This window comes from Proteus sp. GOKU (assembly GCF_015475555.1).
Classification (GTDB): Bacteria; Pseudomonadota; Gammaproteobacteria; order Enterobacterales; family Enterobacteriaceae; genus Proteus; species Proteus mirabilis_B.
In genome coordinates this window covers 3,329,984-3,355,217 of the sequence record NZ_CP034105.1, presented here as the reverse complement: position 1 = coordinate 3,355,217, position 25,234 = coordinate 3,329,984, and the positions used below count along the sequence as shown (strand labels likewise).

At 39.0% G+C, this 25,234-nt stretch carries 17 protein-coding genes and 1 riboswitch; of the genes, 13 read left to right on the top strand and 4 right to left on the bottom strand.

What is annotated here, in order from left to right:
* Position 1 precedes the first annotated feature (1 nt).
* Genes thiQ through thiB form a run of 3 tightly spaced genes read right to left on the bottom strand, consistent with a single transcriptional unit; the run spans position 2 to position 3,238 of the window.
* The gene (thiQ, locus tag EHE21_RS15395) at positions 2-703 is read right to left on the bottom strand and encodes a thiamine ABC transporter ATP-binding protein ThiQ (RefSeq protein WP_075671766.1); all 702 of its coding nucleotides are present in this window, start codon (positions 701-703) and stop codon (positions 2-4) included.
* On the bottom strand, positions 696-2,300 hold the full coding sequence (gene thiP / locus EHE21_RS15390; RefSeq protein ID WP_194951150.1) for a thiamine/thiamine pyrophosphate ABC transporter permease ThiP: 1,605 nt from the start codon (positions 2,298-2,300) through the stop codon (positions 696-698). The genes thiQ and thiP overlap by 8 nt, the downstream gene beginning before the upstream one ends.
* Positions 2,276-3,238, bottom strand: coding sequence for a thiamine ABC transporter substrate binding subunit (gene thiB / locus EHE21_RS15385; protein WP_201161583.1), 963 nt, complete (start codon positions 3,236-3,238; stop codon positions 2,276-2,278). The genes thiP and thiB overlap by 25 nt, the downstream gene beginning before the upstream one ends.
* 115 nt (positions 3,239-3,353) lie before the next feature.
* Positions 3,354-3,451, bottom strand: a riboswitch (TPP riboswitch).
* 112 nt (positions 3,452-3,563) lie between these two features.
* Here thiB and rppH point away from each other — a divergent pair.
* From rppH to recD, 12 genes are all read left to right on the top strand, one after another.
* Positions 3,564-4,094 carry an RNA pyrophosphohydrolase gene (gene rppH, locus EHE21_RS15380; RefSeq protein ID WP_036934096.1) on the top strand — a complete coding sequence of 177 codons (531 nt, stop codon included), beginning with the start codon at positions 3,564-3,566 and terminating at the stop codon, positions 4,092-4,094.
* An 8-nt stretch (positions 4,095-4,102) separates the two neighbouring features.
* Positions 4,103-6,349 carry a phosphoenolpyruvate--protein phosphotransferase gene (gene ptsP / locus EHE21_RS15375; RefSeq protein WP_088494671.1) on the top strand — a complete coding sequence of 749 codons (2,247 nt, stop codon included), beginning with the start codon at positions 4,103-4,105 and terminating at the stop codon, positions 6,347-6,349.
* Positions 6,350-6,428: 79 nt separating this feature from the next.
* Entirely contained in the window at positions 6,429-7,319 is an 891-nt protein-coding gene (gene lgt / locus EHE21_RS15370; protein ID WP_194951148.1) for a prolipoprotein diacylglyceryl transferase, read from the top strand.
* A gap of 45 nt (positions 7,320-7,364) precedes the next feature.
* Positions 7,365-8,216, top strand: a complete 852-nt coding sequence (locus tag EHE21_RS15365; RefSeq protein WP_088494673.1) for a thymidylate synthase — start codon at positions 7,365-7,367, stop codon at positions 8,214-8,216.
* 230 nt (positions 8,217-8,446) lie between these two features.
* A complete protein-coding gene (locus tag EHE21_RS15360) occupies positions 8,447-8,956 on the top strand; it encodes a potassium:proton antiporter (protein WP_228766699.1) in 510 nt (169 codons plus the stop codon).
* Positions 8,950-9,594 (top strand): prepilin peptidase-dependent protein, encoded by a 645-nt coding sequence (locus EHE21_RS15355; RefSeq protein WP_194951147.1) that lies wholly within the window; start codon positions 8,950-8,952, stop codon positions 9,592-9,594. Before EHE21_RS15360 ends, EHE21_RS15355 begins: the two co-directional genes overlap by 7 nt.
* Positions 9,591-10,052 (top strand): DUF2509 family protein, encoded by a 462-nt coding sequence (locus tag EHE21_RS15350; RefSeq protein WP_194951146.1) that lies wholly within the window; start codon positions 9,591-9,593, stop codon positions 10,050-10,052. The genes EHE21_RS15355 and EHE21_RS15350 overlap by 4 nt, the downstream gene beginning before the upstream one ends.
* Positions 10,040-10,381 (top strand): hypothetical protein, encoded by a 342-nt coding sequence (locus EHE21_RS15345; RefSeq protein ID WP_228766698.1) that lies wholly within the window; start codon positions 10,040-10,042, stop codon positions 10,379-10,381. The genes EHE21_RS15350 and EHE21_RS15345 overlap by 13 nt, the downstream gene beginning before the upstream one ends.
* 15 nt (positions 10,382-10,396) lie before the next feature.
* Positions 10,397-13,780 (top strand): exodeoxyribonuclease V subunit gamma, encoded by a 3,384-nt coding sequence (gene recC / locus EHE21_RS15340; RefSeq protein WP_194951145.1) that lies wholly within the window; start codon positions 10,397-10,399, stop codon positions 13,778-13,780.
* A 15-nt stretch (positions 13,781-13,795) separates the two neighbouring features.
* Positions 13,796-16,684, top strand: a complete 2,889-nt coding sequence (gene ptrA / locus EHE21_RS15335) for a pitrilysin (protein ID WP_194951144.1) — start codon at positions 13,796-13,798, stop codon at positions 16,682-16,684.
* Entirely contained in the window at positions 16,681-20,292 is a 3,612-nt protein-coding gene (gene recB / locus EHE21_RS15330) for an exodeoxyribonuclease V subunit beta (RefSeq protein ID WP_194951143.1), read from the top strand. The genes ptrA and recB overlap by 4 nt, the downstream gene beginning before the upstream one ends.
* A gap of 2 nt (positions 20,293-20,294) precedes the next feature.
* Positions 20,295-22,205 (top strand): exodeoxyribonuclease V subunit alpha, encoded by a 1,911-nt coding sequence (gene recD, locus EHE21_RS15325; RefSeq protein ID WP_194951142.1) that lies wholly within the window; start codon positions 20,295-20,297, stop codon positions 22,203-22,205.
* 71 nt (positions 22,206-22,276) lie between these two features.
* Here the strand turns inward: recD and argA are convergent, their stop codons facing one another.
* A complete protein-coding gene (gene argA / locus EHE21_RS15320; protein WP_088494679.1) occupies positions 22,277-23,611 on the bottom strand; it encodes an amino-acid N-acetyltransferase in 1,335 nt (444 codons plus the stop codon).
* 240 nt (positions 23,612-23,851) lie between these two features.
* Between argA and amiC the strand changes: the two genes are divergently transcribed.
* On the top strand, positions 23,852-25,114 hold the full coding sequence (gene amiC, locus EHE21_RS15315; protein WP_088494680.1) for an N-acetylmuramoyl-L-alanine amidase AmiC: 1,263 nt from the start codon (positions 23,852-23,854) through the stop codon (positions 25,112-25,114).
* Positions 25,115-25,234: the final 120 nt, after the last annotated feature.

Sequence of the window (25,234 nt, the reverse complement as noted above, 5' to 3'; positions counted from 1 at the left end):
CTTAATTAAACGGAATACCTAAAATAAGTGATTGATCCACTTCACCATTTATTAGTGATTGTGTATTTCCATCATACACAATCATACCGTTATCTATCACAATCGCTCTTGAGGCGATTTTTGCTGCATCTTCTAAGCTATGAGAAACCATCAATAAGGTTAACGCTTTTTCACGGCAAAGTTGCTCTAGTAGTGCCAACATCTCAATGCGTAAAGCGGGATCGAGTGCAGAAAAAGGTTCATCAAGTAACAAAATAGGTTGTTCACGAACAAGGCAACGAGCAATAGCAACACGTTGACGTTGACCACCTGATAATTGAGAAGGTAAACGTTCAAGATATTCACTAAGTGCCACTTGCTCTGCTCGACTCTCTAATAGCGCTTTTTGATCTTCAGTCAGCTTTAATCCCGGATTTAATCCCAAGCCAATATTTTGCCTTACAGTTAAGTGAGGGAATAAATTATTATCTTGAAATAACATAGAAATAGGGCGTTTTGCGGGTACTGTTTTTGTATGATCTTGCCCGTTAAGAAACAGACTTCCCTTTTCTGATGGCAAAAAACCAGCAATTAAACTGAGTAATGTACTTTTACCAGCACCACTTGGACCTAATACAGCAATGCGTTCTCCTGCATTAACCGTTAGATTAAATAAGAGATGTTGGTGTTCATAGGTGTAAGCAAGGTGCTCTAATTTAATCATGAGATTTTCCAGCTAATCGTTCTATTAGGCTAAAAAGAGAGAAGCAAAGTAGCAATAAGATCATGGCTGTTACTGCACCATCTTGTGTGTGGTAAGCGCCAATTTGCTGATAAAGATAGAAAGGCAATGTTCTAAATGTTTCATTACCAAATAGGGCAACAATACCAAAATCACCAATAGAAATAACACAAGCAAAGGCAAGCGCTTGTGAGATTGGTTTTTTTAATGCACGTAGTTCTATCCAACGAAGCCGGTTTATTCCTTGCAAATTCAGTGACTGACATAAAAGGCCATAACGCGAAGCGATATCATTCATCGGATTTTCCAGCACTTTTAAGGCATAAGGTATGGCAATTAATGCGTTGGTCAAAATCACTAAAATATAAGGTGATTCAGGTAATCCAATTGTATTGTTTAATAACAGAAAAAATCCTGTTGCCAACACAATGCCCGGCATCGCCAGAATAATCAAACCACTCATTTCCATGGCTTGTCCTGCTTTTTTAAAATGGCGTAAGCGAAGCTCTCGGCTACTCCATAGCAACATCATTGTTAATACAACGCAGACAATACCCGCACCAACGGCAATAATCAGTGAAGTTGTAAAAGCTTGCCAAAGTACAGGCTGTTGTATAACACGTAGAAATTGGCTATTAAGACCATCAGTGATCACGGCCAAAATGGGCGGCACCAAAAAGAGGATCGCAAGGGTGATAATCAAACCATCGGTTATTTTGCTAAAGATTGGATCATAGGGATCACGCCAATGCAGTTTTTGACTGCTTCCCACAAAAAGAGTGCCTTTTAGCTTTTGGCTGATAAGCACTAAGCCTAAACAACAAAAAAGCTGGATCAGAGCTAAAAGCGCAGCACGATGTAAATCGTAGTCATAACTTAATGCTTGATAAATAGCGAGTTCAACCGTTGTTGCTGCGGGACCTCCGCCTAAAGCTAACACCGTAGCGAAGCTTGCAAAGCAGAGCATAAAAATCAGTGATGCTGTGGGGAGCATTTGTCGCCATAAATAAGGAAATTCCAGAAAGCGAAAACGTTGCCAGCCATTCATACCTAATTGTGAGGCTAATTGGCGTTGCTCTGATGAGATGCTTTCAAGTGCTTGCAATAGCATTCTGGTTGCTAATGGCATATTGAAAAAGATGTGAGCTAATAAAATACCTTGCAAACCATAAGGCGTAAATTGGTAGTCGATCCCTAGCCATTCACAAATTTGAGCAATCCATCCTACTCTGCCATAAACCGTTAAAATACCAAAAAGGGCGACTAAAACGGGTAACACAAGGCTCATTGCACATAGGCGTAAAAAGAGTGTTCGCCCTTTAAATTGGCGTCGATAGAGTGCTTTGGCGAGCCAAATAGCAGGTAATATTGAAAATAGTGCAGATAAAAAGGCTTGCCAGAAAGTAAAGCGAACGACATGCCATAAGTATTCATCAGCAAAAATAGAGGACAGCTCACCACTTGGCGCATTAAACCACAATGCGCCAAATGACAATAACGCCACAATAAGCAGTAAACCCGAGGCACATAGCCCCGGGATAAGCCATCTTCCCATTAGCGACTGACCGCAGATTGCCAATTACGAGTCCATGTCTGGCGCTCTTTTGCGACAATTTCAGCATCAAATTGCAATGATTTTTCAGGTTTAGGCATTAAAGAATAGACTTCAGGTAATGGCATATCTATAACAGGATACATCCAATTGGTAGTAGGTATCGTTTCTTGGAATGCAGGGGTTAACATGAACTGCATAAATTGCTGTGCTAATTCAGGTTGTTTGCTCGATTTGAGTTTTGCGGCAACTTCGACTTGTAAGTAGTGTCCTTCATCAAAAATCGCTGCGGCATAGTTATCTTTTTTATCCGCTAGAATGTGATAACCCGGGGATGATGTGTAACTAAGCACAAAATCACCTTCGCCTTTTAAGAATAAGCCATAAGACTCACTCCAACCTTTAGTGACTGTCAGTGTTTTCTCTGACAATTTTTTCCATTCAGTAGCGGTGTTTTCAGGATAAAGCGACTGCATCCATAACATTAAACCTAAACCTGGAGTACTGGTACGAGGATCTTGATAGAGGATCTTCCATTGTTCTTTGCTGTTTAGGAGTTCAGCCATGCTTTTTGGCGGATTTTGGACACGGTTTTTGTCATAAATAAAAGCAAAGTAGCCGTAGTCATAAGGTACAAAGGTATCGTCAGTCCATTTTTCAGGTAAAGTGAGTTTGGATGTATCGATATTACTTGGTGCAAAAAGTCCGGTTTCTTTTGCTGCGTGGATCAAGTTGTTATCTAATCCTAAAATAATATCCGCCTTACTTTTATCACCTTCCATACGTAAGCGATTAAGTAGAGATACACCATCAGACAGAGCAACCAGTTTTAGTTCACAATCACATTGCTGTTCAAACGCTTTTTTTATTGCAGGTCCCGGACCCCAATCTGCGGTAAATGAATCATAAGTGTAAACAGTGAGTGTGGGTTTTTGTGCTAAGGCTTGAGTCGAAAAAGTGCTCATAATGCCCAGTGCGCCGAGCAGGAAAGTAAAGCGAAGCGATTTAGTTAACACGTTTAGTTCCTCAGTAAAAGTCAGGTAGGATCTGAGGAGTGAGGATGGCAAGCCAATGAATATTGCAACATCCTGACTCAAATCCCTACGCCAGTATTAGCTGGATCAGGTTCCACGAGTTTTTCTCAGCCTAGAAATAGAAAGGCACCCCGTTGAGACTTTCCCATTGTAGATAAATACGCGAGCCATGCAAAGTCTGTTGATAGAGGTTTACCGTCTGTGAGTAGTATGAAACAATGAGTTATCTTTCAAATTTGGTTATTGAGGTAGTCTAGTGATCGATGATGATGGCTACCGCCCGAATGTAGGGATTGTAATTTGTAATCGGCAAGGGCAAGTGCTTTGGGCTCGTCGCTATGGGCAACATTCATGGCAGTTTCCTCAAGGAGGAATTAACCCTGGAGAATCGCCAGAGCAGGCAATGTACCGAGAGTTGTTCGAAGAAGTTGGGTTAAGTCGCAAGGATGTCAAAATTCTTGCCTCCACACGTAACTGGTTACGTTACAAGTTACCTAAGCGTTTGGTGCGTTGGGACACAAAACCTGTTTGTATTGGACAAAAACAGCGTTGGTTCCTTTTGCAGTTAACAAGTAATGATAAAGACATCAATGTTCAACAAAGCAAAACGCCAGAATTTGATGGCTGGCGTTGGGTGAGTTATTGGTATCCAGTTCGACAAGTCGTCTCTTTTAAACGCGATGTTTATCGACGTGTAATGAAAGAGTTCGCACCAGTAGTCATGCCGTTGCAAGAACAAGTGTCTTTACCGCGTCCATCGTATGGATATCGGCGTAAAAGGTATTAGATAACACTATGCTGACACGTTTGCGAGAAATTGTAGAAAAAGTGGCTATGGCAGCAGGGCTTCCAGAAGCGCTTGAACTCTTAGTCAAGGAAACGTGTCAGGCAATGCACACGGATGTGTGTTCTATTTATCTTGCCGATAAACAACGTAGTTGTTTTTATCTTATGGCGACCAAAGGGTTAAAAAAACCTAGAGGGCGAGCCGTTAGCCTTTCATTTGATGAAGGCGTTGTTGGTGAAGTGGGTCGTCTTTCAGAACTTATCAACCTCGCTGATGTTCGTGAACATCCTAGTTTTAAATACCTTCCTCAAGTTAAAGAAGACGATCTCCGCGCTTTCCTTGGCGTTCCTATCGTTTATCGTCGCCAACTCCTTGGTGTATTAGTCGTTCAGCAAAAAGAGCGTCGCTTATTTAATGAGAGCGAAGAATCTTTTATGGTGACGCTGGCGACCCAGCTTGGTGCCACATTATCGCAAGTACAAACTAAAGGACTTTTTGGGCAATATCGTCAAAGTCGTATTAAAGCACTTTCAGTTTCTACTGGCGTGGTCATGGCTTATGGCTGGCAAGAAGTTTCTCAACCTATTCTTGAAAATGTTTTTAAAGCCAGTGCCCTTGATATAAAAGCAGAATTAAATCGACTTACGGTGGCTTTAGAAGATGCGACCGCAGAATGTCGCCGCTTTAGTAAGCGCTTTATGGCGAATGCACAAAAAGAGAGCGCTGCTATTTTTGATCTCTACTCGCATTTACTTAACGATCCTCAGCTCAAACATAAAATGACCGCAATCATTACACAAGGATATGTTGCGGAATGGGCTGTCAAAGTGGTGGTTGAGAAAGTCGCTGCCCAATTTTCTAGCCTGAAAGATGGTTATATGCGAGAGCGAGCGTCTGATCTTAAAGCATTAGGGCGTCGGTTATTATTCCATTTAGATGATGATCTAAGCTCAACCAATATTTGGCCAGAGCGTTTTATTTTGGTGGCTGATGAATTAAGTGCAAGTTTATTGGCAGAACTACCTGAGCAACAACTTGCTGGTGTAATTGTTCGAGATGGTGCAACTCACTCGCATTCAGCCATTCTTGTTAGAGCAATGGGCATACCCGCAATTATGGGGGCGGATATCCAGCCTGAGCTTCTACATAATCGAATGCTTATTCTTGATGGTTATCGTGGTGAGATTTTTATCGAGCCCGAGCCTTTTATTACTCAAGAATATAAACAAATTATTGATGAAGAGAGTGTATTAAGCCAAATTGCAGAAGAGCAGCTTGAACAGCAAGCGGTTTTAAAAAATGGTGAGGCAGTTAGCGTTCAACTGAATGCGGGATTAAATATAAAATATGAACAACGCATTAGTGTTGGAATCGATGGCGTTGGTTTATATCGAACAGAAATCCCTTTTATGCTACAAAGTGGTTTTCCTTCAGAAGATGAACAGAAAAATCGCTACCGTGAGATCCTCTCTTTTTTCCCTGATAAACCCGTTGTATTACGTGCTCTAGATATTGGTGCTGATAAGCAACTTCCTTATATGCCAATTAATGAGGAAAACCCCTGCTTAGGTTGGAGAGGAATAAGAATATTGCTCGATCAACCGGAAATCTTCCTTATTCAGCTACGCGCAATGCTAAAAGCAAACCTCGAATTTAAAAATTTGAAAATATTGTTGCCGATGGTGACAAGTATTGATGAAATTGACGAAGCTAGAACATTACTGCTACGAGCATGTGATGAAGTGAGTCGAGAGCTAAAATGTGAATGTGCTCCACCTCCGTTAGGTATTATGCTTGAAGTACCTTCATTGGTGTTTATGTTGTCACAATTAGCCAATCGGGTTGATTTTATCTCTGTTGGAACAAACGATTTGACTCAATACTTACTTGCAGTCGATCGTAATAATACCCATGTAGCATTACTCTATGATAATTTGCATCCTGCGTTATTGCGTTCACTGAATTTGATTGCAACACAATGCCAATATTATCAGTTGCCAGTGAGTGTTTGTGGTGAAATGGCGGGCACGCCAATAGGGGCATTGCTGTTAATAGGGCTCGGTTTTAGGCAGTTAAGCATGAGTGGTCGTAGTTTACCTAGGGTAAAATACTTATTGCGCCATCTTGATCCTGTGATGTTACAGCCTTTTATGCAACAGGTGTTGCAAGCTGAAACAGCAACAGAAATTAAAAAATTGTCTTCTGAATTTATGGAACGGCAAGGATTAGGTGGATTAATTCGCGGAGGTATCTAGTAAGCCTTCGTATAAGCCTTTTCTATGTTGGTAATAAATGACCAGCACAGAAATTATTGATTAAGTGAAGTAGGGAATAATGAGTATAAGCTACCTTAAATTTCCAGAGATCGATCCTGTTATGTTTTCTATCGGGCCTGTGTCATTACACTGGTACGGTATGATGTATTTAGTTGGGTTTGTCTTTGCCTTATGGCTTGCAAACCGTCGAGCTGCAAAACCGAATAGTGGTTGGACTAAAAATGAAGTTGAAACATTACTTTATGTTGGTTTTGTGGGTGTGTTTATCGGTGGTCGTTTAGGTTATGTTTTATTCTATAACCTACCTGTCTTTTTAAATGATCCTCTTTACCTCTTTAAAGTGTGGGATGGCGGTATGTCATTTCACGGCGGTTTAATTGGGGTAATTTGTGCCATGATTTGGTTTGCTAAACGTACTAAACGTAAATTCTTCCAAGTGGCAGACTTTGTTGCACCATTAATTCCATTTGGCTTAGGGTTAGGTCGTGTTGGTAACTTTATTAACGGTGAATTATGGGGACGCGTCACATTCGATACACCTTGGGCTTTCTTATTCCCAACCTCGCGTTCTGCAGATCTCCAGCTTGTTGCCCAAGATCCAGCAACACTACTGCCAATCATTCAAGAATATGGGGTTTTACCTCGTCACCCATCACAGCTCTATGAAATGCTATTAGAAGGGGTGGTGTTATTTATTATTCTGAATATCTTTGTGCGCAAAAGTCGTCCAATAGGCAGTGTGTCAGGTTTATTCCTTATTGGTTATGGCGCATTCCGTATTATTGTTGAATTCTTCCGTCAACCAGACGCACAACTAGGATTATTTGGTGGTGTGAGTATGGGACAAATTCTTTCAATTCCAATGATTTTGTTGGGTATTATTTTTATGGTATGGGCTTATCGTCAAAATAAAAAAACACCACAAAATCCAACACCTGCTCACAAATAGTGTGAGATAAATTTTTTATTATTAGCTAATTACAAGAGAGACAACATGAAGCAGTATCTGGCATTGTGTCAACGCATTATCGATGAAGGACAATGGATTGATAATAAACGGACAGGAACCCGTTGTTTAACGGTGATTAATGCCGATCTGGAATATGATGTTGCAAATAACCAATTTCCGTTGATAACGACACGTAAAAGCTTCTATAAAGCTGCAATTGCAGAGTTGTTAGGGTATTTACGCGGTTACGACAACGCAGCGCAATTTCGTGAAATTGGTTGTAATACATGGAATGCAAACGCTAATGAAAATGGGGCATGGTTAAATAACCCTCATCGTAAAGGTGAAGACGATATGGGGCGTGTTTATGGCGTTCAAGGACGTCAGTGGCAACGCCCAGATGGCTCCCATTTTGATCAACTACGTAAAGTGATAGATAACTTGACTAAGGGTATAGATGATCGTGGCGAAATCGTAACGTTCTATAACCCGGGTGAAACTGAGCTAGGTTGTTTGCGTCCTTGTATGCATACACACACATTTTCATTAGTGGGTGATACGCTTTATTTAACCTCTTATCAACGTAGCTGCGATGTGCCATTAGGTTTGAATTTCAACCAAATACAGTGCTTTGTGTTATTAGCGCTGGTGGCTCAAATTACAGGGCATAAGCCAGGTAAAGCATTTCATAAGATAATCAATGCACATATCTATGAAAATCAATTACCACTGATGCGAGATGTACAACTAAAAAGAGAGCCATTGCCGCTACCAACATTACATATCAATCCAAAAATTAAAACGTTGGAAGATATTGAAACGTGGGTAACAACAGATGATTTTACCGTTGAAGGTTATCAGTGCCATGAAGCGATAAAATATCCATTTACGGTTTAATTTTTCTTTTGCATTTAAAGCCTCTGTTTAGTGATAAACAGGGGCTTTTTTATTTCTATCATTAACTTTAAATTCAATAAATTAAAGTCAGCTCAATATTGTTGAAAATCATTTTTTGTATTTGTTCTGAAAATATTGTTACTGCGTCATTGTTCGAAAAAAACACTCTCTTTTATTTACCTTACAAAGGTTTAGCTGCATTCTCAATTGCAGGATCTAAAGGAGAAAAAATGAACAGTAACATGGAAATAAACCTAAATAGAAAACTTGAACAAGAGAGTGAATTTGGGATAAGCCTGTTTGAAATGCTTATTGTCATGATGATCACTTCGATTCTAAGTTACTTATCAATCACGACTTATCAGCAATTTATTCATCAACGTCAATTGATACATAGTGTGCGAGAAACCATAGCCTTTCTTTCTTATCAGCGACAACAAGCGCTACTATTTAATATAAAAATTAAAATATCACTTCATTTATCGCCCAGTAACAAAGTCGTCGCTATTCCTTTTCCTCTGCGACATTCACCTGAAAAACAAACGATTTTTCAATTAGCGTCTGGTATTCAACTTAAACAATCAACCGTCTCAAATTTTACGTTTGGGGGTATTCGTCAAACCTTAAGACCAATGAGTTTTGTGCTTCAAGGTTCAGAAGGTGAAGTGAAAGTTGTTATTTCATCTTTAGGCAGAATAAGAGCATGTAGCCAGAAAATTAAGGTATTTTCGCCATGTTAAAGCGATCAATATTCTCATTTTCATCTGGCATGATGCTGATGGAGTGTCTTTTTGCCATGGCAATTAGTGGGGGTCTGTTTCTTTGTATTAGTCGAGCTTACCCTCAAGTAATGAATACACTGCACCATTGTTACCAACAATACCAATTAGATATTTTTTTAAGAGAACGGTTATTGGTACTAGAAACACAACTAAGGCGCATTGGGTATTGTCATGGTGATTGTACTCATGCATTGCAGTCAAATAGAGGGCAAATCTCACCTTTAAAAATAGGACAGTATCCTTATCAAGAAAAAAACTCCTGCGTTATTTTTGCTTATGACGTAAACAGCAATGGTCGATGGGATGCACCTTCTTCAAAAGAGAGTGATTATTTTGGTTATCGGCTTAAAAATGGGCAATTGGAGCAATTAAGAGGAGTACAAGATTGTGCTTCTTCAGGATGGCAACGATTTTTTGAAAGTCATGAGATTGAAGTGACAGAGTTTATTTTGCGCCCTTATTCAAGACGACATTTTATTAAAGATAAGCCCCTTGTTTACCTTTCAGTCTCTTTAAAATTTCATTTAAAACAATCTCCTGCTGTGAAGTCACATTATCAGAATGACATTCGGTTAAGGAATGTGACCACGTTATGAGTATTGATTTAACACACAACAAAAGGGAACAAGGGTTTGCAAGCTTACTTGTCGTAATGGGATTTATTGTTATGAGCTTATCAGCACTTGGGAGTTTTGCTTATTATTACCGGCAGTCTCAACAAATAGTGATGCAAGAGTTACAAGCACGACAAGCTTTTTTATTTGCTGAATCCGCATTAGTGTGGGGAATAAAGCTGAATTGGGAAATTTCGTCGTCACAGTTAAATAAATGGCAATGCCGTCATTTTCATGCAGACCCTAAAATAAAAAGCTGTTTATTTTTGCTCTCTTTGGAAAAGGGCTTATTACAAGGGCAAGCAGAAAGCTTAAAGGGTTATAAAATATATCATTATCAATGGGTTGGTTTTTCGAAGGACAAAAATAAATCTATTGTTGCACATCCAAATGGATGGCTAGATTATTGCCCATTAGTGCATAAGGAGTGTGCGTTATAGATAACAGTCAAAATAAATCAGAAAATGGCTCTATTTTACTTAATACAATGTTTATATTACTGTTTTTTAATATTAGTTTTGTCGCTATTATAGGGTATAGTCAATCATTAAAAGCTGATTTTCAGCAGTTAATTCAAATTCAGCAGGTAGGGCAGGAACTTTTTGTTTTATTTGAACAAATGTCTGATAAATCACCTGACTATTTCGCATCTAACCGAAAAATAATGACACGCTCACTTTTGCAGTCTGAAGGTTGTCAGCAAATAGAAGGTTATGTTGAGAATCACGCATTACCCAAAATAAGTCTGTATTACTGGTCATGCTATTAATAAGATGAGGATCTGATGTTTCATATATATCACTCAAATCAGTTATCATTACTAAAGTCACTTATGGTGCACTTTATGCAGACCAGACCACTTTCTTCTCCTTTTGAACAAGAAGTGATCCTTGTACAAAGCCCCGGAATGTCTCAGTGGTTACAAATCCAGCTTGCCGAAAGTTTGGGTATTGCTGCTAATATCCATTATCCATTACCAGCGACCTTTATTTGGGAAATGTTTACTCGGGTATTATCAGGTATACCTAAAGAAAGCGCTTTTTCTAAAGATGCCATGACATGGAAATTAATGGCATTGCTTCCTGAATTTTTATCTCATGAAGAATTTAAACCTTTATTGCATTATTTAAATGATGATGAAGATAAACGTAAGCTTCACCAGTTAGCGGGGCGTGTGGCTGATTTATTTGACCAATATTTAGTTTATCGTTCAGATTGGCTAGCTTCGTGGGAAAAAGATGAGTTAATCGAAGGGCTGAGTGAAAATCAACGCTGGCAAAAAATATTGTGGGTAGCATTACAGCAATACACAAAAGATCTTAATCAGCCTCAATGGCATCGTTCTAATCTTTATCAACAATTTATCTCTACATTAAATAATGCAGAAGAAGGGCAGCTTCAGCACTGTTTTCCACCTCGTATTTTTATTTGTGGAATTTCAGCGTTACCTCAAGTTTACTTGCAGGCGTTACAGGCTATTGGACGTCATACCGAGATCTATTTACTTTTTACCAACCCTTGCCGTTACTATTGGGGAGATATCCAAGATCCTAAATTTCTCGCTCGTCTTAATAGTAGAAAACCACGCCATTATAAACAATTACATGAATCCCCTTGGTTTAAAGATGAAATAAATGCTTCTTCGTTATTTAATGACGAAGGTGAGCAAAATATTGGTAATCCGCTATTAGCATCATGGGGAAAATTAGGTAAAGATAATCTTTATTTCCTCTCTGAACTTGAATACACCGATGTGTTGGATGCGTTTGTTGAGATCCCAAGAGATAACTTACTTCACCAGTTGCAGGCGGACATCCTTGATTTAGAAGATTTTTCACAATTAGGTACAACACTTGAAACTTATGAGTGTAGTGAAAATAAACGTGTGATTTCGCCAGATGATTATTCACTGACTTTTCATGCTAGCCATAGTCCACAGCGCGAAGTGGAAGTGCTACAAGATCAATTACTGCATTTGTTAGAGCAAGACCCTGAATTGCTGCCGCGTGATATTATTGTGATGGTTGCGGATATTGATAGCTATACACCTTATATTCAAGCTGTGTTTGGTAATGCGCCTTCAGAACGTTATCTTCCTTTTGCTATTTCAGATAGAAAAGCGCGTCAAGCACACCCTGTATTACAAGCTTTTATTACGTTATTAGAGCTTCCTCAAAGCCGTTTTACTGCCGAACAAGTATTGGCACTACTCGAAGTTCCTGCTTTAGCTGGGCATTTCTCTATTTTTGAAAATGAATTAAAACTACTGCGTCGTTGGGTTGATGAGTCAGGTATACGCTGGGGATTAGATGATGAGAATGTGGCTTCATTCTTATTACCTATTACGGGTAAAAATACGTGGGAATTTGGCTTACTGCGCATGTTGCTTGGCTATGCGATGGAAAGTGAAAATGGTCCTTGGAAAGGCGTTCTTCCTTACGATGAATCCAGTGGATTAGTCGCTGAACTTGCAGGGCATCTCGCTGATTTTCTTTATACATTAAGTGATTGGCGTACACGTTTGAGTGAAACTCGTTCATTAGAAGCTTGGCTAGAAGTTGGGCAACAATTAGTTGATGCCTTTTTTGAGTCTGATGAAGAAACGGAATTAGTCTTAGCGCTTATTATCCAACAATGGCAAAAAGTGATTGAAAACGGATTGAAAGCGCAATATCAAAATGAAATTCCGCTAGTTCTTATTCGTGATGAATTAACAGTGCGGTTCGATGATGAAAAAATCAGTCAACGCTTTTTGGCTGGTAGTATTAATTTCTGTACATTAATGCCTATGCGCTCCATTCCCTTTAAAGCGGTGTGTTTATTAGGCATGAACGATGGTATTTATCCTCGTAATATTCAGCCGCTAGGGTTTGATTTAATGGCGGAAAAACGCCGTCGTGGTGATAGAAAACGTCGTGATGATGACCGCTATTTATTCCTTGAAGCGCTTAGCTCAGCTGAAAAATACCTTTATATCAGCTATATTGGAAAATCGATTCGTGACGATCGAGAATGTAATCCATCCGTCTTAATCAAAGAATTACAAGATTATATTGGGCAAAATTTCCGTTTACCAGAGGATGGTGAACTCAATGTTGATGACAGTGCGACTCGTGTAAATCAGCGTTTATTAACACAACATAGCCGTGTTCCTTTTGCTCAAGAAAATTTCCGTATAGGTGCTTCCTTTCGTTCTTATGCCTCCGAATGGCTGCCTGCTGCTAGTGGGCAAGGGGAGGTTCATCAAAGTTTTATCGAACCACTTAATGATGACGACACAATAGATAAAGTCTCTGTTGATGCACTGGCACGTTTTTATCGTCATCCTATTCGTGCTTTTTTCCAACAAAGATTAAAAACAAATTTCGTTATTGAAGAAACAGAATTACCCGAAGAAGAGCCATTTGTGGTCAATGCACTTCAACGTTATCTATTGAATCAATGGTTATTAAAAGCATTGATTGATCAAACCTCAACAGAAACACTGTTTGAGCGTATCAAAGCAGCAGGACAACTTCCAGCAAGTGCTTTTGGTCAAATCTATTGGGAGCAACAAATAGAGGAATTACTTCCTTTAGCTGAAAAGATAAGAAGTGAACGATTAGCCACACATTCTGTCACATTAGAGCAAAGCTTTAGTGCAATACCATTGATTGGTCGTTTAAATGAGGTACAAGCTGATGGTTTATTACGTTGGCGACCTGCCAGCTTAACAGCTAATGACTTATTGCAACTTTGGATTGAGCACCTAGTTTATTGCTTGAAAGAGGGCACTGGTGAGAGTCGGTTTTACGGTAGAAAAGAGACTCAATGGTGTTTATTACCCGTTGATCCTGAGTTTGCCTATGCAACATTAGACAAGTTAATCAGTGACTATAAACAAGGGTTAAACAGCCCATTAGCGCTATTTGCGAAAAGTGGCTGGGCTTGGTTACAAGCTTGCTATGATAAAAAATCACAAGAGTTTTTACTTGATGATGAAGAGACTCTTGAAAAAGCAGAATTAGTACTGATGCAACATTTAACGGATAGCTATAATCGAGATGGTGAAATGAGTGACATGTATGTTCAGCGTGCTTTTTCTCAATTAGATGAACTTTTTTTACAAACAGTCAAACAGACGGCATTAACAATATTTAAACCAATAATTCCATTTCTGAAAAAATAAGGGAGCTCATATCAGATGAGAAAATACTTCTCGCAACTATGGATCATGTTGCTATTGATGCTAGTGAGTATCAACAGCTTTGCCGCTGATCCTCTCTGGCAAGTATTGCCAGATAGTATTGAAAAAAGTGAGAGCGATCCACGGCAATATCAAGCGATTAAACTACCTAATGAAATGACCGTATTACTGGTTTCTGATGAAAAGGCAGTTAAATCATTAACGGCTGTGGCATTACCTGTTGGAGCATTAGAAGATCCAGATAGTCAGCAAGGTCTTGCGCACTATTTAGAGCATATGGTGCTAATGGGATCGGTGAAATATCCTCAATCAGGCAGTATGTCTGAATTCTTACAAAAGAATGGCGGCTCTCATAATGCGAGTACAACGACTTACCGCACTGCGTTCTATTTAGAAGTAGAAAATAGTGCCATTAATGAAGCGGTAGATCGCCTTGCTGATGCTTTAGCTGAACCTTTACTTGATCCTAAAAACGCAGATCGTGAACGTAATGCTGTTAATGCTGAATTAACAATGGCGCGCGCACGCGATGGTATGCGTTTTTGGCAAGTCAGAGCAGAAACTTTAAACCCAGCACATCCAAGTTCTCGCTTTATGGGGGGGAATCTAGAAACATTAAGTGATAAACCAAATAGTAAGCTTCAAGATGAATTGATTAAATTCTATCAGACACACTATTCTGGCAATTTAATGAATGGTGTTATTTATAGTAATAAATCACTTGATGAATTATCTAAATTAGCCGCAGAGACTTTTGCTCGTATCCCGAATAAAAAGGCTGACGTGCCTGTCACAACAGTACCTGCTATGACGGATAAAGAAAAAGGGTTAATGATCCATCTTGTACCTGCTTTGCCGCAAAAAACCTTACAGATTGAATTTGGTATTGATAATAATGTTGCCGATTTTCGTAGTAAATCTGATGAATATATTGGTTATTTAATCGGTAATCGTAGCGCGGGCACATTGGCAACATGGCTACAAGATCAAGGCTTGGCTGAAAGTATTAGTGCCTCTTCAGAGCCTTATATTGATCGTAACCAAGGCTCATTTACGATTTATGTCGCGTTGACAGATAAAGGTTTAGCGCAAAAAGACAAAGTGATTTCTGCTATCTTTGCATATATTCGTTTAATTCAAACAGAAGGTATCAGTCAGCGCTACTTTAATGAAATTGCGAATGTATTAGATCTCTCATTCCGTTATGGCTCTATTGTAAGAGATATGAATTACATAGAAGGTATTTCGGATATGATGCTGCGTTATCCAATCAAAAATATCCTAGATGCAGACTATATTGCTGATAATTATGAACCTTCAGCGATCCTTTCTCGTCTTGATTCTCTTACACCAGAGAAGGCTCGTATTTGGGTAATTAGTCCTAATGAACCTTCTAACAAACAAGCCTATTTTGTTAATGCGCCTTATCAGGTTGATAAAATCACAGATAAGCAATTAAAAACATGGCAAGCATTATCAGACGATATTTCATTATCACTGCCAGCACTTAACCCTTACATTCCTGATAATCTTTCACTAATTGATGCGGACAGCAAAATCATCAAACCACAATTGTTGTGGCAAGATAAAAGCGCTCGCTTATTTTATATGCCATCACACTATTTTTCTGATGAGCCTAAAGCCAGTGTGACATTAAGTTTAGTGAATAAGAAATCAGACATTACTGTTAAGCAGCAAGTGACGCAAACCTTAACTGATTATCTTGCTGGTTTAGCATTAAGTGAATTATCTTACCAAGCTTCTGTTGCGGGAATGAATATCTCATCCTCATCAGGGCAAGGCATTGATTTTTCAATGAATGGGTATACACAACATTTACCAGAATTAGTTAATGCGACACTGAAAAGCTATATGAGTTTTGAATCAACTCAAGAAGAACTAGATCAGGCTAAATCTTGGTATCGTGAACAGCTTGAAGTGACTCATAACTTAAAAGCATTTGAAGCCGCTATGCTGCCAGCTCGCCGATTAAATACGATCCCGTATTATGAAGAAGCTGATAAAATCAAAGCATTAGAGTCAATTACACTACAAGATATTATTGATAATCGCCGTGAAGTCATTAAAAATTCGGCACTTCAAGCACTGATTATTGGTAATTTAACACCAGAGCAAAGCCGTGATATTGCTAAATCTGCACACGAATTATTAGGTAATCAAGGCACAGAATATTGGATCGGTGAAACATTAGTATTCAATAAATTAAATGCAGTTGAATTCCAAAATAAATCGAAGAGTACAGATAATGCATTAGGTGAGCTTTATATCCCGACAGGTTATAGCCGACTTGAAGGTCAGGCAATTTCTTCAGTGCTAGCCTCAGTTATCAAACCTTGGTTCTATGATCAATTAAGAACAGAAGAGCAACTAGGTTACGCCGTATTTGCTTATCAAGGCACTATGGGTGAGCAATCAGGTATCGGCTTTTTACTACAAAGTAATGCAAAACCACCTGTCTACTTAAATGAGCGCTATAACGCATTTTATCAGCAAGCTTACGAACGTTTGAAAAAAATGAACGAAGCTGATTTTAATCAGTATAAACAAGCGATTATTACCGAAGTTAAACAGCCACCTCAAACGTTCTATGAAGAAGTTTCTCTTTATCGAAATGACTTCCATCGTAATAACTTAAAATATGATGGCCGTGAAAAATTCTTAGCAGAGCTTAATAAGGTTACGTTAAAACAAGCTATTGAATTTTATGAAAAAGCAATTATAAAACCTAACGGATTTATTTTTGTTTCTCAAGTTATTGGTAAAGATGGCAAAGATGCTGATTACGCAGAAAATAAACAATGGAAGCGTTACACCACAGTAAGTGAATTACAAAAAACCTTACCTGTTGAGGAAATTAAAGAGTGAGTGAAGTGATACAGGCACAGCCATTAAACCCGTATACGCTTCCTCTGTACCAAAGACGCCTCATTGAGGCGTCTGCGGGAACAGGGAAAACTTATACAATAGGGTTGTTGTATTTACGGCTGCTTCTTGGATTAGGCGGAGAATCTGCATTTTACCGCCCTCTCAGTGTTGAAGAGATTTTAGTTGTAACATTTACGGATGCGGCGACAGATGAATTACGAGCACGTATTCGTAAAAATATTCATGAACTAAGACTTGCCTGTATCCGTCACGATGTTGAAAGTAGTGATAATACTTACCACGAGTTACTCAAACAGATACCTAATAAAGAGCTAGCGGCACAGTGGTTGTTAGAAGCTGAACGCCAAATGGATGAAGCAGCTATTTACACTATTCATGGCTTTTGTCAGCGTATGTTGGCGAACAATGCCTTTGAATCAGGAGTCTTGTTTGAACAAGTCTTGATCCAAGATGAATATGAGCTCAAAAAACGGGTATGTGCTGACTTCTGGCGTCGCCATTGTTATCCACTTTCTTATGATGTTGCTAATGCAGTAAGCCAGATTTGGTCTGGCCCAGAACAACTGCTTTATGAAATACAGCCTTATTTACAAGGTGAAATGCCTGAAATAGAAGGTGTGGCATTAGATAGCGAAAACGAATCAGTAAAAGAGCGTCATCAAGCGGTTATCGAAGCAATTAATAATGTTAAAACTCGTTGGAATGAACATCATCATGAAGTTGAAGCATGGATAACGGCTTCAGGTGTCGATAAACGTAGTTACAGCAGTCGTTTCTTACCTAAATGGATTGAAGAAATCACTTTGTGGGCGTCAACACTAGAAACTAAAAGCTATCAATTACCTGATTGTTTAGTTCGTTTTTCTCAAGAAACATTGAATGAGAAGGCGACTAAAGGTCCAGCGCCAGAGCATATTCTGTTCGTTGAAATTGAACGATTAACAAAGCAGAGTTTGACTTTGCGTGATGTTATTTTGGTCAACGCGATCCCTGAAATACGCCAAGGTATTGAAAATGAAAAAATGCGTCGTGGCGAAATGGGATTCGATGATTTATTAACACGTTTAGATAGAGCATTGAAACGTGAAGGTGGTGAAGCTTTAGCACAAGCCATTCGTGAACGCTATCCAGTAGCAATGATTGATGAATTCCAAGATACAGATCCTCAACAGTATCGTATTTTTGATGCGATTTATGGTGAGTATGAAAACAGCGGTTTGTTGTTTATCGGTGATCCTAAACAGGCAATTTATGCTTTCCGTGGTGCGGATATTTTTACTTATATTCAAGCTAGAAAGCAGACATCTCATCACTACACATTAAACACTAACTGGCGCTCTGCACCGGGTATGGTGAATGCAGTTAACAAACTTTTTATGCGTTCGAATGCTCCATTTTTATTTGAGCATATCCCTTTTATTGAAGTAAGTTCAGCTGAAAAAAACCAAGACATGGCTTTTATTTACCATGATAAACCGATTTCTCCTTTTAATTTTTGGCTTGCTGAAGGTGAAAGCGTTTCTACGGGAAATTATGAACAAATCATGGCGGCACAATGTGCTGCACAAATTCGTGATTGGTTATCAGCTGGGGATCGGCAACAAGCTTGGCTGATTGAACAAGATACAAAAAAATCGGTTACATCTGCTGATATTATGGTGTTAGTGCGTAGCCGTAGAGAAGCCGTACTTATTCGTGATGCACTGAATTTACTTTCGATACAATCGGTGTTTTTATCCAATCGTGAAAGTGTATTTGAAACCAATGAAGCTAAAGATCTACTTTGGTTATTACAAGCAGTTGTAACACCGGAGAAAGAGCGAGTCTTAAGGGCATCTTTAGCTAGCCGATTATTTGGTTTTAGCGCGAAGCAAATTGATGATCTGAACCGCAGTGAAGCGCGCTGGAATAGCTACGTAGAGAAATTTGCTGATTATTATGTACTATGGCAAAAGCGTGGTGTTTTACCGATGTTGCGTAAAATCATGATGGATAATCAGATTGCGGAAAACTTGCTCGCAAGCATTGATGGTGAACGTCGGCTTACAGATATCATGCATATCGGTGAACTATTACAAGAAACATCATTACAGCTTGATAGTGAACACGCCCTTATTCGTTGGTTAGCACAACAGATTTCTCATCCCGATGCGCAGTCTGAAAGCCAACAAATGCGTTTGGAAAGCGACCGAAACCTTGTGCGGATTTGTACTATCCATAAATCTAAAGGCCTTGAATATCCTATCGTTTGCTTACCTTTTGCTTGTAATTATCAAGAGCAGAAAGGGGCGCTTTATCATGATAGAGAGAAATTTTACGCAAAATTAGATATTTTTAGCCGACCTGAAAGTTTGCGTTTAGCAGATGAAGAGCGCTTAGCTGAAGATTTACGCTTACTTTATGTCGCATTAACACGATCTAAATTCTGCTGTTATGTTGGTGTTGCTCCTCTTGTTAAGGGGACTAAACGTAAGTCAGGGCTTACCGATCTGCATAAAAATGCTTTAGGATATTTATTACAGCTAGGTGAAGAAGGCGATAGTGAATTATTGCATCAATCAATCCATGCTTTATTAGATGATAATATCAGTGTAACAACGCTTGATAATATATCTGCACATCGTTATCAGCCTCAATTAATGGCTGAAACAAAACTTGAGGCTGCTATATTTAAACGCCAGATCCATGATAACTGGCGTATAACGAGTTATTCAGGGTTAACCTATCAGCATTCAAATCGTAATTCTCATTTTGATTTAGGTGATATTGAGGCTTTAGTGCAATCTATCGCACCGGGGCTTGATACAGATGCTAAAGGTGAGAAGCAACAAGGGGAGGTTGATGAAAATTCAATTCATCATTTCCCTCGTGGGGCAGTAGCAGGAACGTTCTTACACAGTTTGCTGGAAGTATTAGATTTTTCACAACCTATTGATGAACTGTGGATGCAAGGACAATTGACAGCTCAAGGTTTTGATGAAAAGTGGGCTCCTCTTTTAGTTTCATGGATGGAAACGCTATTTCATACACCTCTTAATACTCAAGGATTGTGTCTTGCTGATATCCCAAAATCACAACAACTTGATGAATTACAATTCTATTTGCCTATTGAAAAAGAGGTATCATCAACCCAGTTGACTCAATTAATTAGCCAGTTTGATCCACTATCAAAACGTTGTCCAGCTTTGCAATTTCAACAAGTAGAAGGGATGCTCAAAGGCTTTATTGACTTAGTCTTTTCTTGGGAAGGTAAATACTATGTTGTGGATTATAAATCGAATTGGTTAGGTGAATCGAGTGAGGATTACACACAAGAAGCGATGATGAATGCAATGATGGATCATCGCTACGACTTGCAATATCAACTCTATACCTTAGCGTTACATCGTTTTTTACAACAGCGCATCCCTGATTATGATTACCAAAGCCACTTTGGCGGAATTTATTACCTCTTCTTACGAGGTATAGACAAAGCGCATCCCGGAAATGGAGTTTATGCTTATTTACCTGATGAGGCTTTTGTTTTGGCTCTAGATTCACTATTTACAGGTAAAAGTAGCAAACTTGATGTAGTCGGTGAGAAATAAAAATGATCAAACTATTAGAACAAGCGATTACACAAAACTTATTACGGCCTTTAGATCTTCGATTTGCACAAATGCTGGTGGAAGATGAAAACCCTATTTTACTGTTTATATTTGCTTATTTGAGTGCTCAAACTGGAGCGGGTCATGTTTGTTTACCATTGAGTATTATTCAGAAAGATCAACTGTTTGATGGTAGACAAAAGGAGTTTGCACAAGAAATTTGGCAAAAAATGGGTAAGCCTTCTGCTAAAAAAATAGTAGAAGAATTGACTCATTGTCATTGTGTTAATCAAAGTGGCGATGATTCTCCCTCACCCATTATTTTAGATAATGAACTTCTTTATCTACAAAGAATGTGGAGCTATGAAGAGAAAGTTGCTCGTTTTTTTAGGCAAGAGCATGCCATTGTTGATATTGATGAGAATGAATTAATTAAAGTACTCGACCAACTTTTTCCAACAACGAAAGAAAGCCAAGAAACAAATTGGCAAAAAGTGGCTGCGAGTGTTGCTATTACAAGCCCTACCTCTATTATTTCTGGGGGGCCTGGAACAGGGAAAACGACAACAGTTGCTAAAATTTTAGCGGCTTTTGTGATGCTTACATCGAATGAAAAGCCGATTATTCAATTAGCGGCTCCTACAGGTAAAGCCGCTGCGAGATTAACGGAGTCTTTAGGTAACGCTTTGGCACAACTTAATTTAAGCGAAGAAGAAAATAAGTGGATGCCAAAACAGGCACAAACTATTCATCGTTTATTAGGCGCTCAGCCTGAAAGCCAGCAAGTGCGTTACCATAAAGATAATCCATTACAGCTTGATATTTTAGTTGTTGATGAAGCATCGATGGTTGATTTACCTATGATGGCGCGTTTGATTGATGCACTTCCACCAAAATGCCACGTTATTTTCTTAGGTGATAAAGACCAACTAGCTTCTGTTGAGGCGGGCGCTGTATTAGGTGATATTTGCCGTTTTTCTGAAAATGGTTTTAGTCAAAAGAGATTTGATCAAATTAATCACTTGACCAAAGGTGAGCTGGCTAAATCTACCGACATTATTCCTGTCTCTCAAACACCCGTTTCTGTCGTCAGTGATTCTCTGTGTCTGCTACGAAAAAGCTACCGCTTTGGTGAGAATTCAGGGATAGGGCAACTTGCTTTCGCGGTTAATAAAGGACAGACCAAAACAGCCATTGCGTTGTTGAAAAAAGCAGAGATTAGCCCACAACAGCTTGAAATCGCATTAGAGCCTCAAGATGTGAGCTTTATTGCTTTAGAGTCAAAAGAGAGTTATTTACTGATGATCCAAGATGCTGTTAATGCCTATCGAGAGTATCTCACTTTAGTTTCTCAAAAAGCATCACCTGATATTATTCTTAATGCATTTAACCAATACCGTCTATTGTGCGCGCGAAGAGAAGGCCCTTTCGGTGTAAGTGGTCTAAATGACAGAATTGAAATGTTATTGCATCGTCAGCGATTGATCCGCCGTCCTACAAATAGTTATCAAAGTGATTATATTGGACGCCCCATTATGATCCAACGAAATGACAGTACGTTAGGTCTGTTTAATGGTGATATTGGTATTATGCTCAATAATGATGAAGGTGAAATGAAAGCTTTTTTCCAACTACCTGATGGAAAATTGAAAGTGATCCAACCTAGCCGATTACCACAACATGAAACTGCGTATGTAATGACAGTGCATAAATCACAAGGTTCGGAATTTACCCATACAGCGTTAGTACTGCCCGATAAATTTTCACCTGTTGTTAGTCGTGAATTATTGTATACCGCATTAACACGGGCTAAACAGAAGCTTTCTCTTTATGCCTCAGAGTTGATGGTGAAAATGGCAATACAAACACGTATTCAACGTCGAAGTGGATTAATTGATAAGTTACGTTATTAGTCGTTAGTTAATAATGAAAATAATAAAAGACAGGCATTGAGAGGGATACCTGTCTTTTTTATATTTGGCAATTACTCTTTATGTAAATCTAAAATCAAAATTTTAGAACGACGTTGGTAATTATAAAGTGCTTGTTTTTCAATCGGTAGCTTATCAATTTCAGCTGGTTCAAATCCTTTTTCTTGAAACCAGTGTATGCTGCGAGTTGTCAAAACAAACAGCTTTTCTAACCCTAATTGCTTAGCATGTGCTGAAATACGTTGTAGCAAAACTTCACCACGACAAGAGCTGCGATAATCAGGGTGTACTGCAACACAAGCCATTTCACCAATTTTTTCTGATGGATAAGGGTAGAGTGCTGCACACGCAATAGTCATATTATCGCGTTCAATTATGGTGAATTGGTCAATTTCAATTTCCAATTGCTCTCTTGAACGTCTGACTAAAATACCTTGTTGTTCTAATGGGCGAATAAGTTCGAGTATGCCACCAATATCATTAATATTCGCTCTACGAACTTTTTCTGCACTCTCCATGACGATTTGAGTACCAATACCATCACGAGAGAATAACTCTTGAATAAGAGCACCATCAGATTGATAACTAAGTAAGTGGCTACGCTCTACACCACGACGACAGGCTTTAACTGCACCGCGTAAGAATCTCACTGTACCTGAATGGTAATCACCTTCTGTTTGTAGCTCTCGAATTTTATCTTCGGCTTGATTAGGTAATAGTTCAGAAACAATGTGTCCTTCTTCATCGACAACACCTTGGAATGAACAAAAACCAATTATTTTTTGTGCTTTAAGCTTTATAGCAAGCTGTGTTGCTACTTCTTCTGAAGTGAGATTAAAGCTTTCACCCGTCACAGATACCGCAACTGGGCCAATTAATACAATGGCATTACTGTCTAATTGACGGTGAATAGCCTCTTCATCGATACGACGGATTTTTCCGCTATGACAATAATCAACACCGTCATCAACCCCTAATGGTTGAGCAATCACAAAGTTACCACTGACAACATTAATATGCGCACCTTGTAATGGCGTATTGCTTAAACTCATTGATAGGCGAGCCGTAATATCGAGTTGCAACGTACCCGCAGCTTGTTTAACAATTTCCAAGGTTTTGCTATCTGTGATGCGCGTATATTTATGATAAATCGGAGATACCTTTTGCACTTCAAGAGCTGTATCTATTTGTGGGCGAGCACCATAAACAACCACTAAACGAATGCCTAGGCTATGTAATAACCCAATATCATTAATGATAGATGGGAAGTTTTCGTGAGCAATGGCTTCACCACCCAGCATAATGACAAACGTTTTGCCTCTATGTGCATTAATATACGGAACCGAGTGGCGGAATCCATCGACCAATTCGGTGCTACGCTCTTTCATAAAACCCTCTCAAGTGAATTTTTATTCGTATTTAATGTATTTTTATTCTTTTTGGAGAGGAATGGCAAGTAAAATCCTATCTTATTGTTTTCCCTGAAGGCAGAATATTCGTGTAAAAGTGAGTAATTGTGCTGTTTTTAAGTGACAGTGAAGTGTGGATTGGGTAAAGTTTTTCGTTCTTAACTTTTTTTATCTCTTTTTAGAGTTTATTGACGTTAATCGTTTTTTTGGAATATTTTCATGAGTCATTCTGAGCACAATCAAACTCGTCGTCGTCTTGTTAAAGGAATTGGCGCGTTATTATTGTTAAGTGTTAGTCCTGTTGGTCTTGCTGCCACAGCATCTATTGTTGCTGTGAGGGTTTGGCCTGCCTCGACTTATACTCGCGTGACTATAGAATCCAGTACACCACTGAAATATCGTCAGTTTGCATTATCAAATCCTGAACGTATTGTGGTGGATTTAGAAGGTATTCAACTTAATAGCACACTAAAAGGTGTTGCTAATCAGGTTCAGACTAGCGATCCCTATTTAAAACTTATTCGCGTTGGTCAAAATACACCTAAAACAGTTCGACTGGTATTTGAAGTAAAAACGCCTGTACAACCACAAATGTTTACGCTTAAACCTGTGGCTGAATTTAAAAACCGTTTGGTGTTAGATTTCTACCCAAGCCACGGCGCTGACACGGAAGAAGATCCTCTTTTAGCGCTATTACGTGAATATAACGACGGTGATTTACAACAAGCTGTACCAGCACAAACCGATACACGTAAACCGGGCAGAGCAGGGCGAGATAGACCGATTATTATCATGATCGATCCTGGCCATGGTGGAGAAGATCCGGGCGCAATAGGTAAATATAAAACACGTGAAAAAGATGTGGTTTTACAAATTGCTCGTCGCTTAAGAACGCTTATTGATAAAGACGCCAAAATGAAGGCGTATATGACACGCAATGAAGATGTCTTTATTCCATTGACAGTACGTGTTGCTAAAGCGAGAAAAATGCAGGCAGATTTATTTGTCTCTATCCATGCTGATGCGTTTACAAACCGCTCTGCAAGAGGTTCTTCTGTTTTTGCATTATCAAAAACGGGCGCAACCAGTAACACTGCACGCTATCTTGCTCAAACACAAAATGAGTCTGACTTAATTGGTGGGGTGAGTAAAAGTGGCGATCGCTATGTAGACCATGCAATGCTCGATCTCGTACAAACTGCGACTATTAATGACAGCCTAAAATTCGGTAGTGAAGTACTTAAGTTATTAGGCGGTATTAATAAACTGCATAAAAATAAAGTCGATCAGGCGGGTTTTGCGGTATTAAAAGCCCCTGAGATCCCTTCTATCTTAGTAGAAACGGCTTTTATCAGTAATATCGAAGAAGAGAAAAAACTAAAAACCGCTAAATTCCAGCAACAGATCGCAGAGTCTATTTTCAAAGGGATCAAAGCTTATTTTGCTAATGGTGGTGAATTAACGTTAGCAGACCGTAGCTAACCTCTTCCTATATCTTTTTTATATTCCAGTAGAAAGCCAAGATCATACGCTTTCTATTGGAGCTTCTTATTGTGTTTTCAGCACAATAAATCTATCCAATACAATGCGTTATTGAAATAA

Excerpts from the sequence above, each read along its gene's own strand:
- thiQ (WP_075671766.1), bottom strand. The coding sequence starts at position 703 with ATGATTAAATTAGAGCACCTTGCTTACACCTATGAACACCAACATCTC.
- thiB (WP_201161583.1), bottom strand. The coding sequence starts at position 3,238 with ATGAGCACTTTTTCGACTCAAGCCTTAGCACAAAAACCCACACTCACT.
- ptsP (WP_088494671.1), top strand. The coding sequence starts at position 4,103 with ATGCTGACACGTTTGCGAGAAATTGTAGAAAAAGTGGCTATGGCAGCA.
- lgt (WP_194951148.1), top strand. The coding sequence starts at position 6,429 with ATGAGTATAAGCTACCTTAAATTTCCAGAGATCGATCCTGTTATGTTT.
- EHE21_RS15365 (WP_088494673.1), top strand. The coding sequence starts at position 7,365 with ATGAAGCAGTATCTGGCATTGTGTCAACGCATTATCGATGAAGGACAA.
- EHE21_RS15360 (WP_228766699.1), top strand. The coding sequence starts at position 8,447 with ATGAACAGTAACATGGAAATAAACCTAAATAGAAAACTTGAACAAGAG.
- EHE21_RS15355 (WP_194951147.1), top strand. The coding sequence starts at position 8,950 with ATGTTAAAGCGATCAATATTCTCATTTTCATCTGGCATGATGCTGATG.
- EHE21_RS15350 (WP_194951146.1), top strand. The coding sequence starts at position 9,591 with ATGAGTATTGATTTAACACACAACAAAAGGGAACAAGGGTTTGCAAGC.
- recC (WP_194951145.1), top strand. The coding sequence starts at position 10,397 with ATGTTTCATATATATCACTCAAATCAGTTATCATTACTAAAGTCACTT.
- ptrA (WP_194951144.1), top strand. The coding sequence starts at position 13,796 with ATGAGAAAATACTTCTCGCAACTATGGATCATGTTGCTATTGATGCTA.
- recD (WP_194951142.1), top strand. The coding sequence starts at position 20,295 with ATGATCAAACTATTAGAACAAGCGATTACACAAAACTTATTACGGCCT.
- argA (WP_088494679.1), bottom strand. The coding sequence starts at position 23,611 with ATGAAAGAGCGTAGCACCGAATTGGTCGATGGATTCCGCCACTCGGTT.
- amiC (WP_088494680.1), top strand. The coding sequence starts at position 23,852 with ATGAGTCATTCTGAGCACAATCAAACTCGTCGTCGTCTTGTTAAAGGA.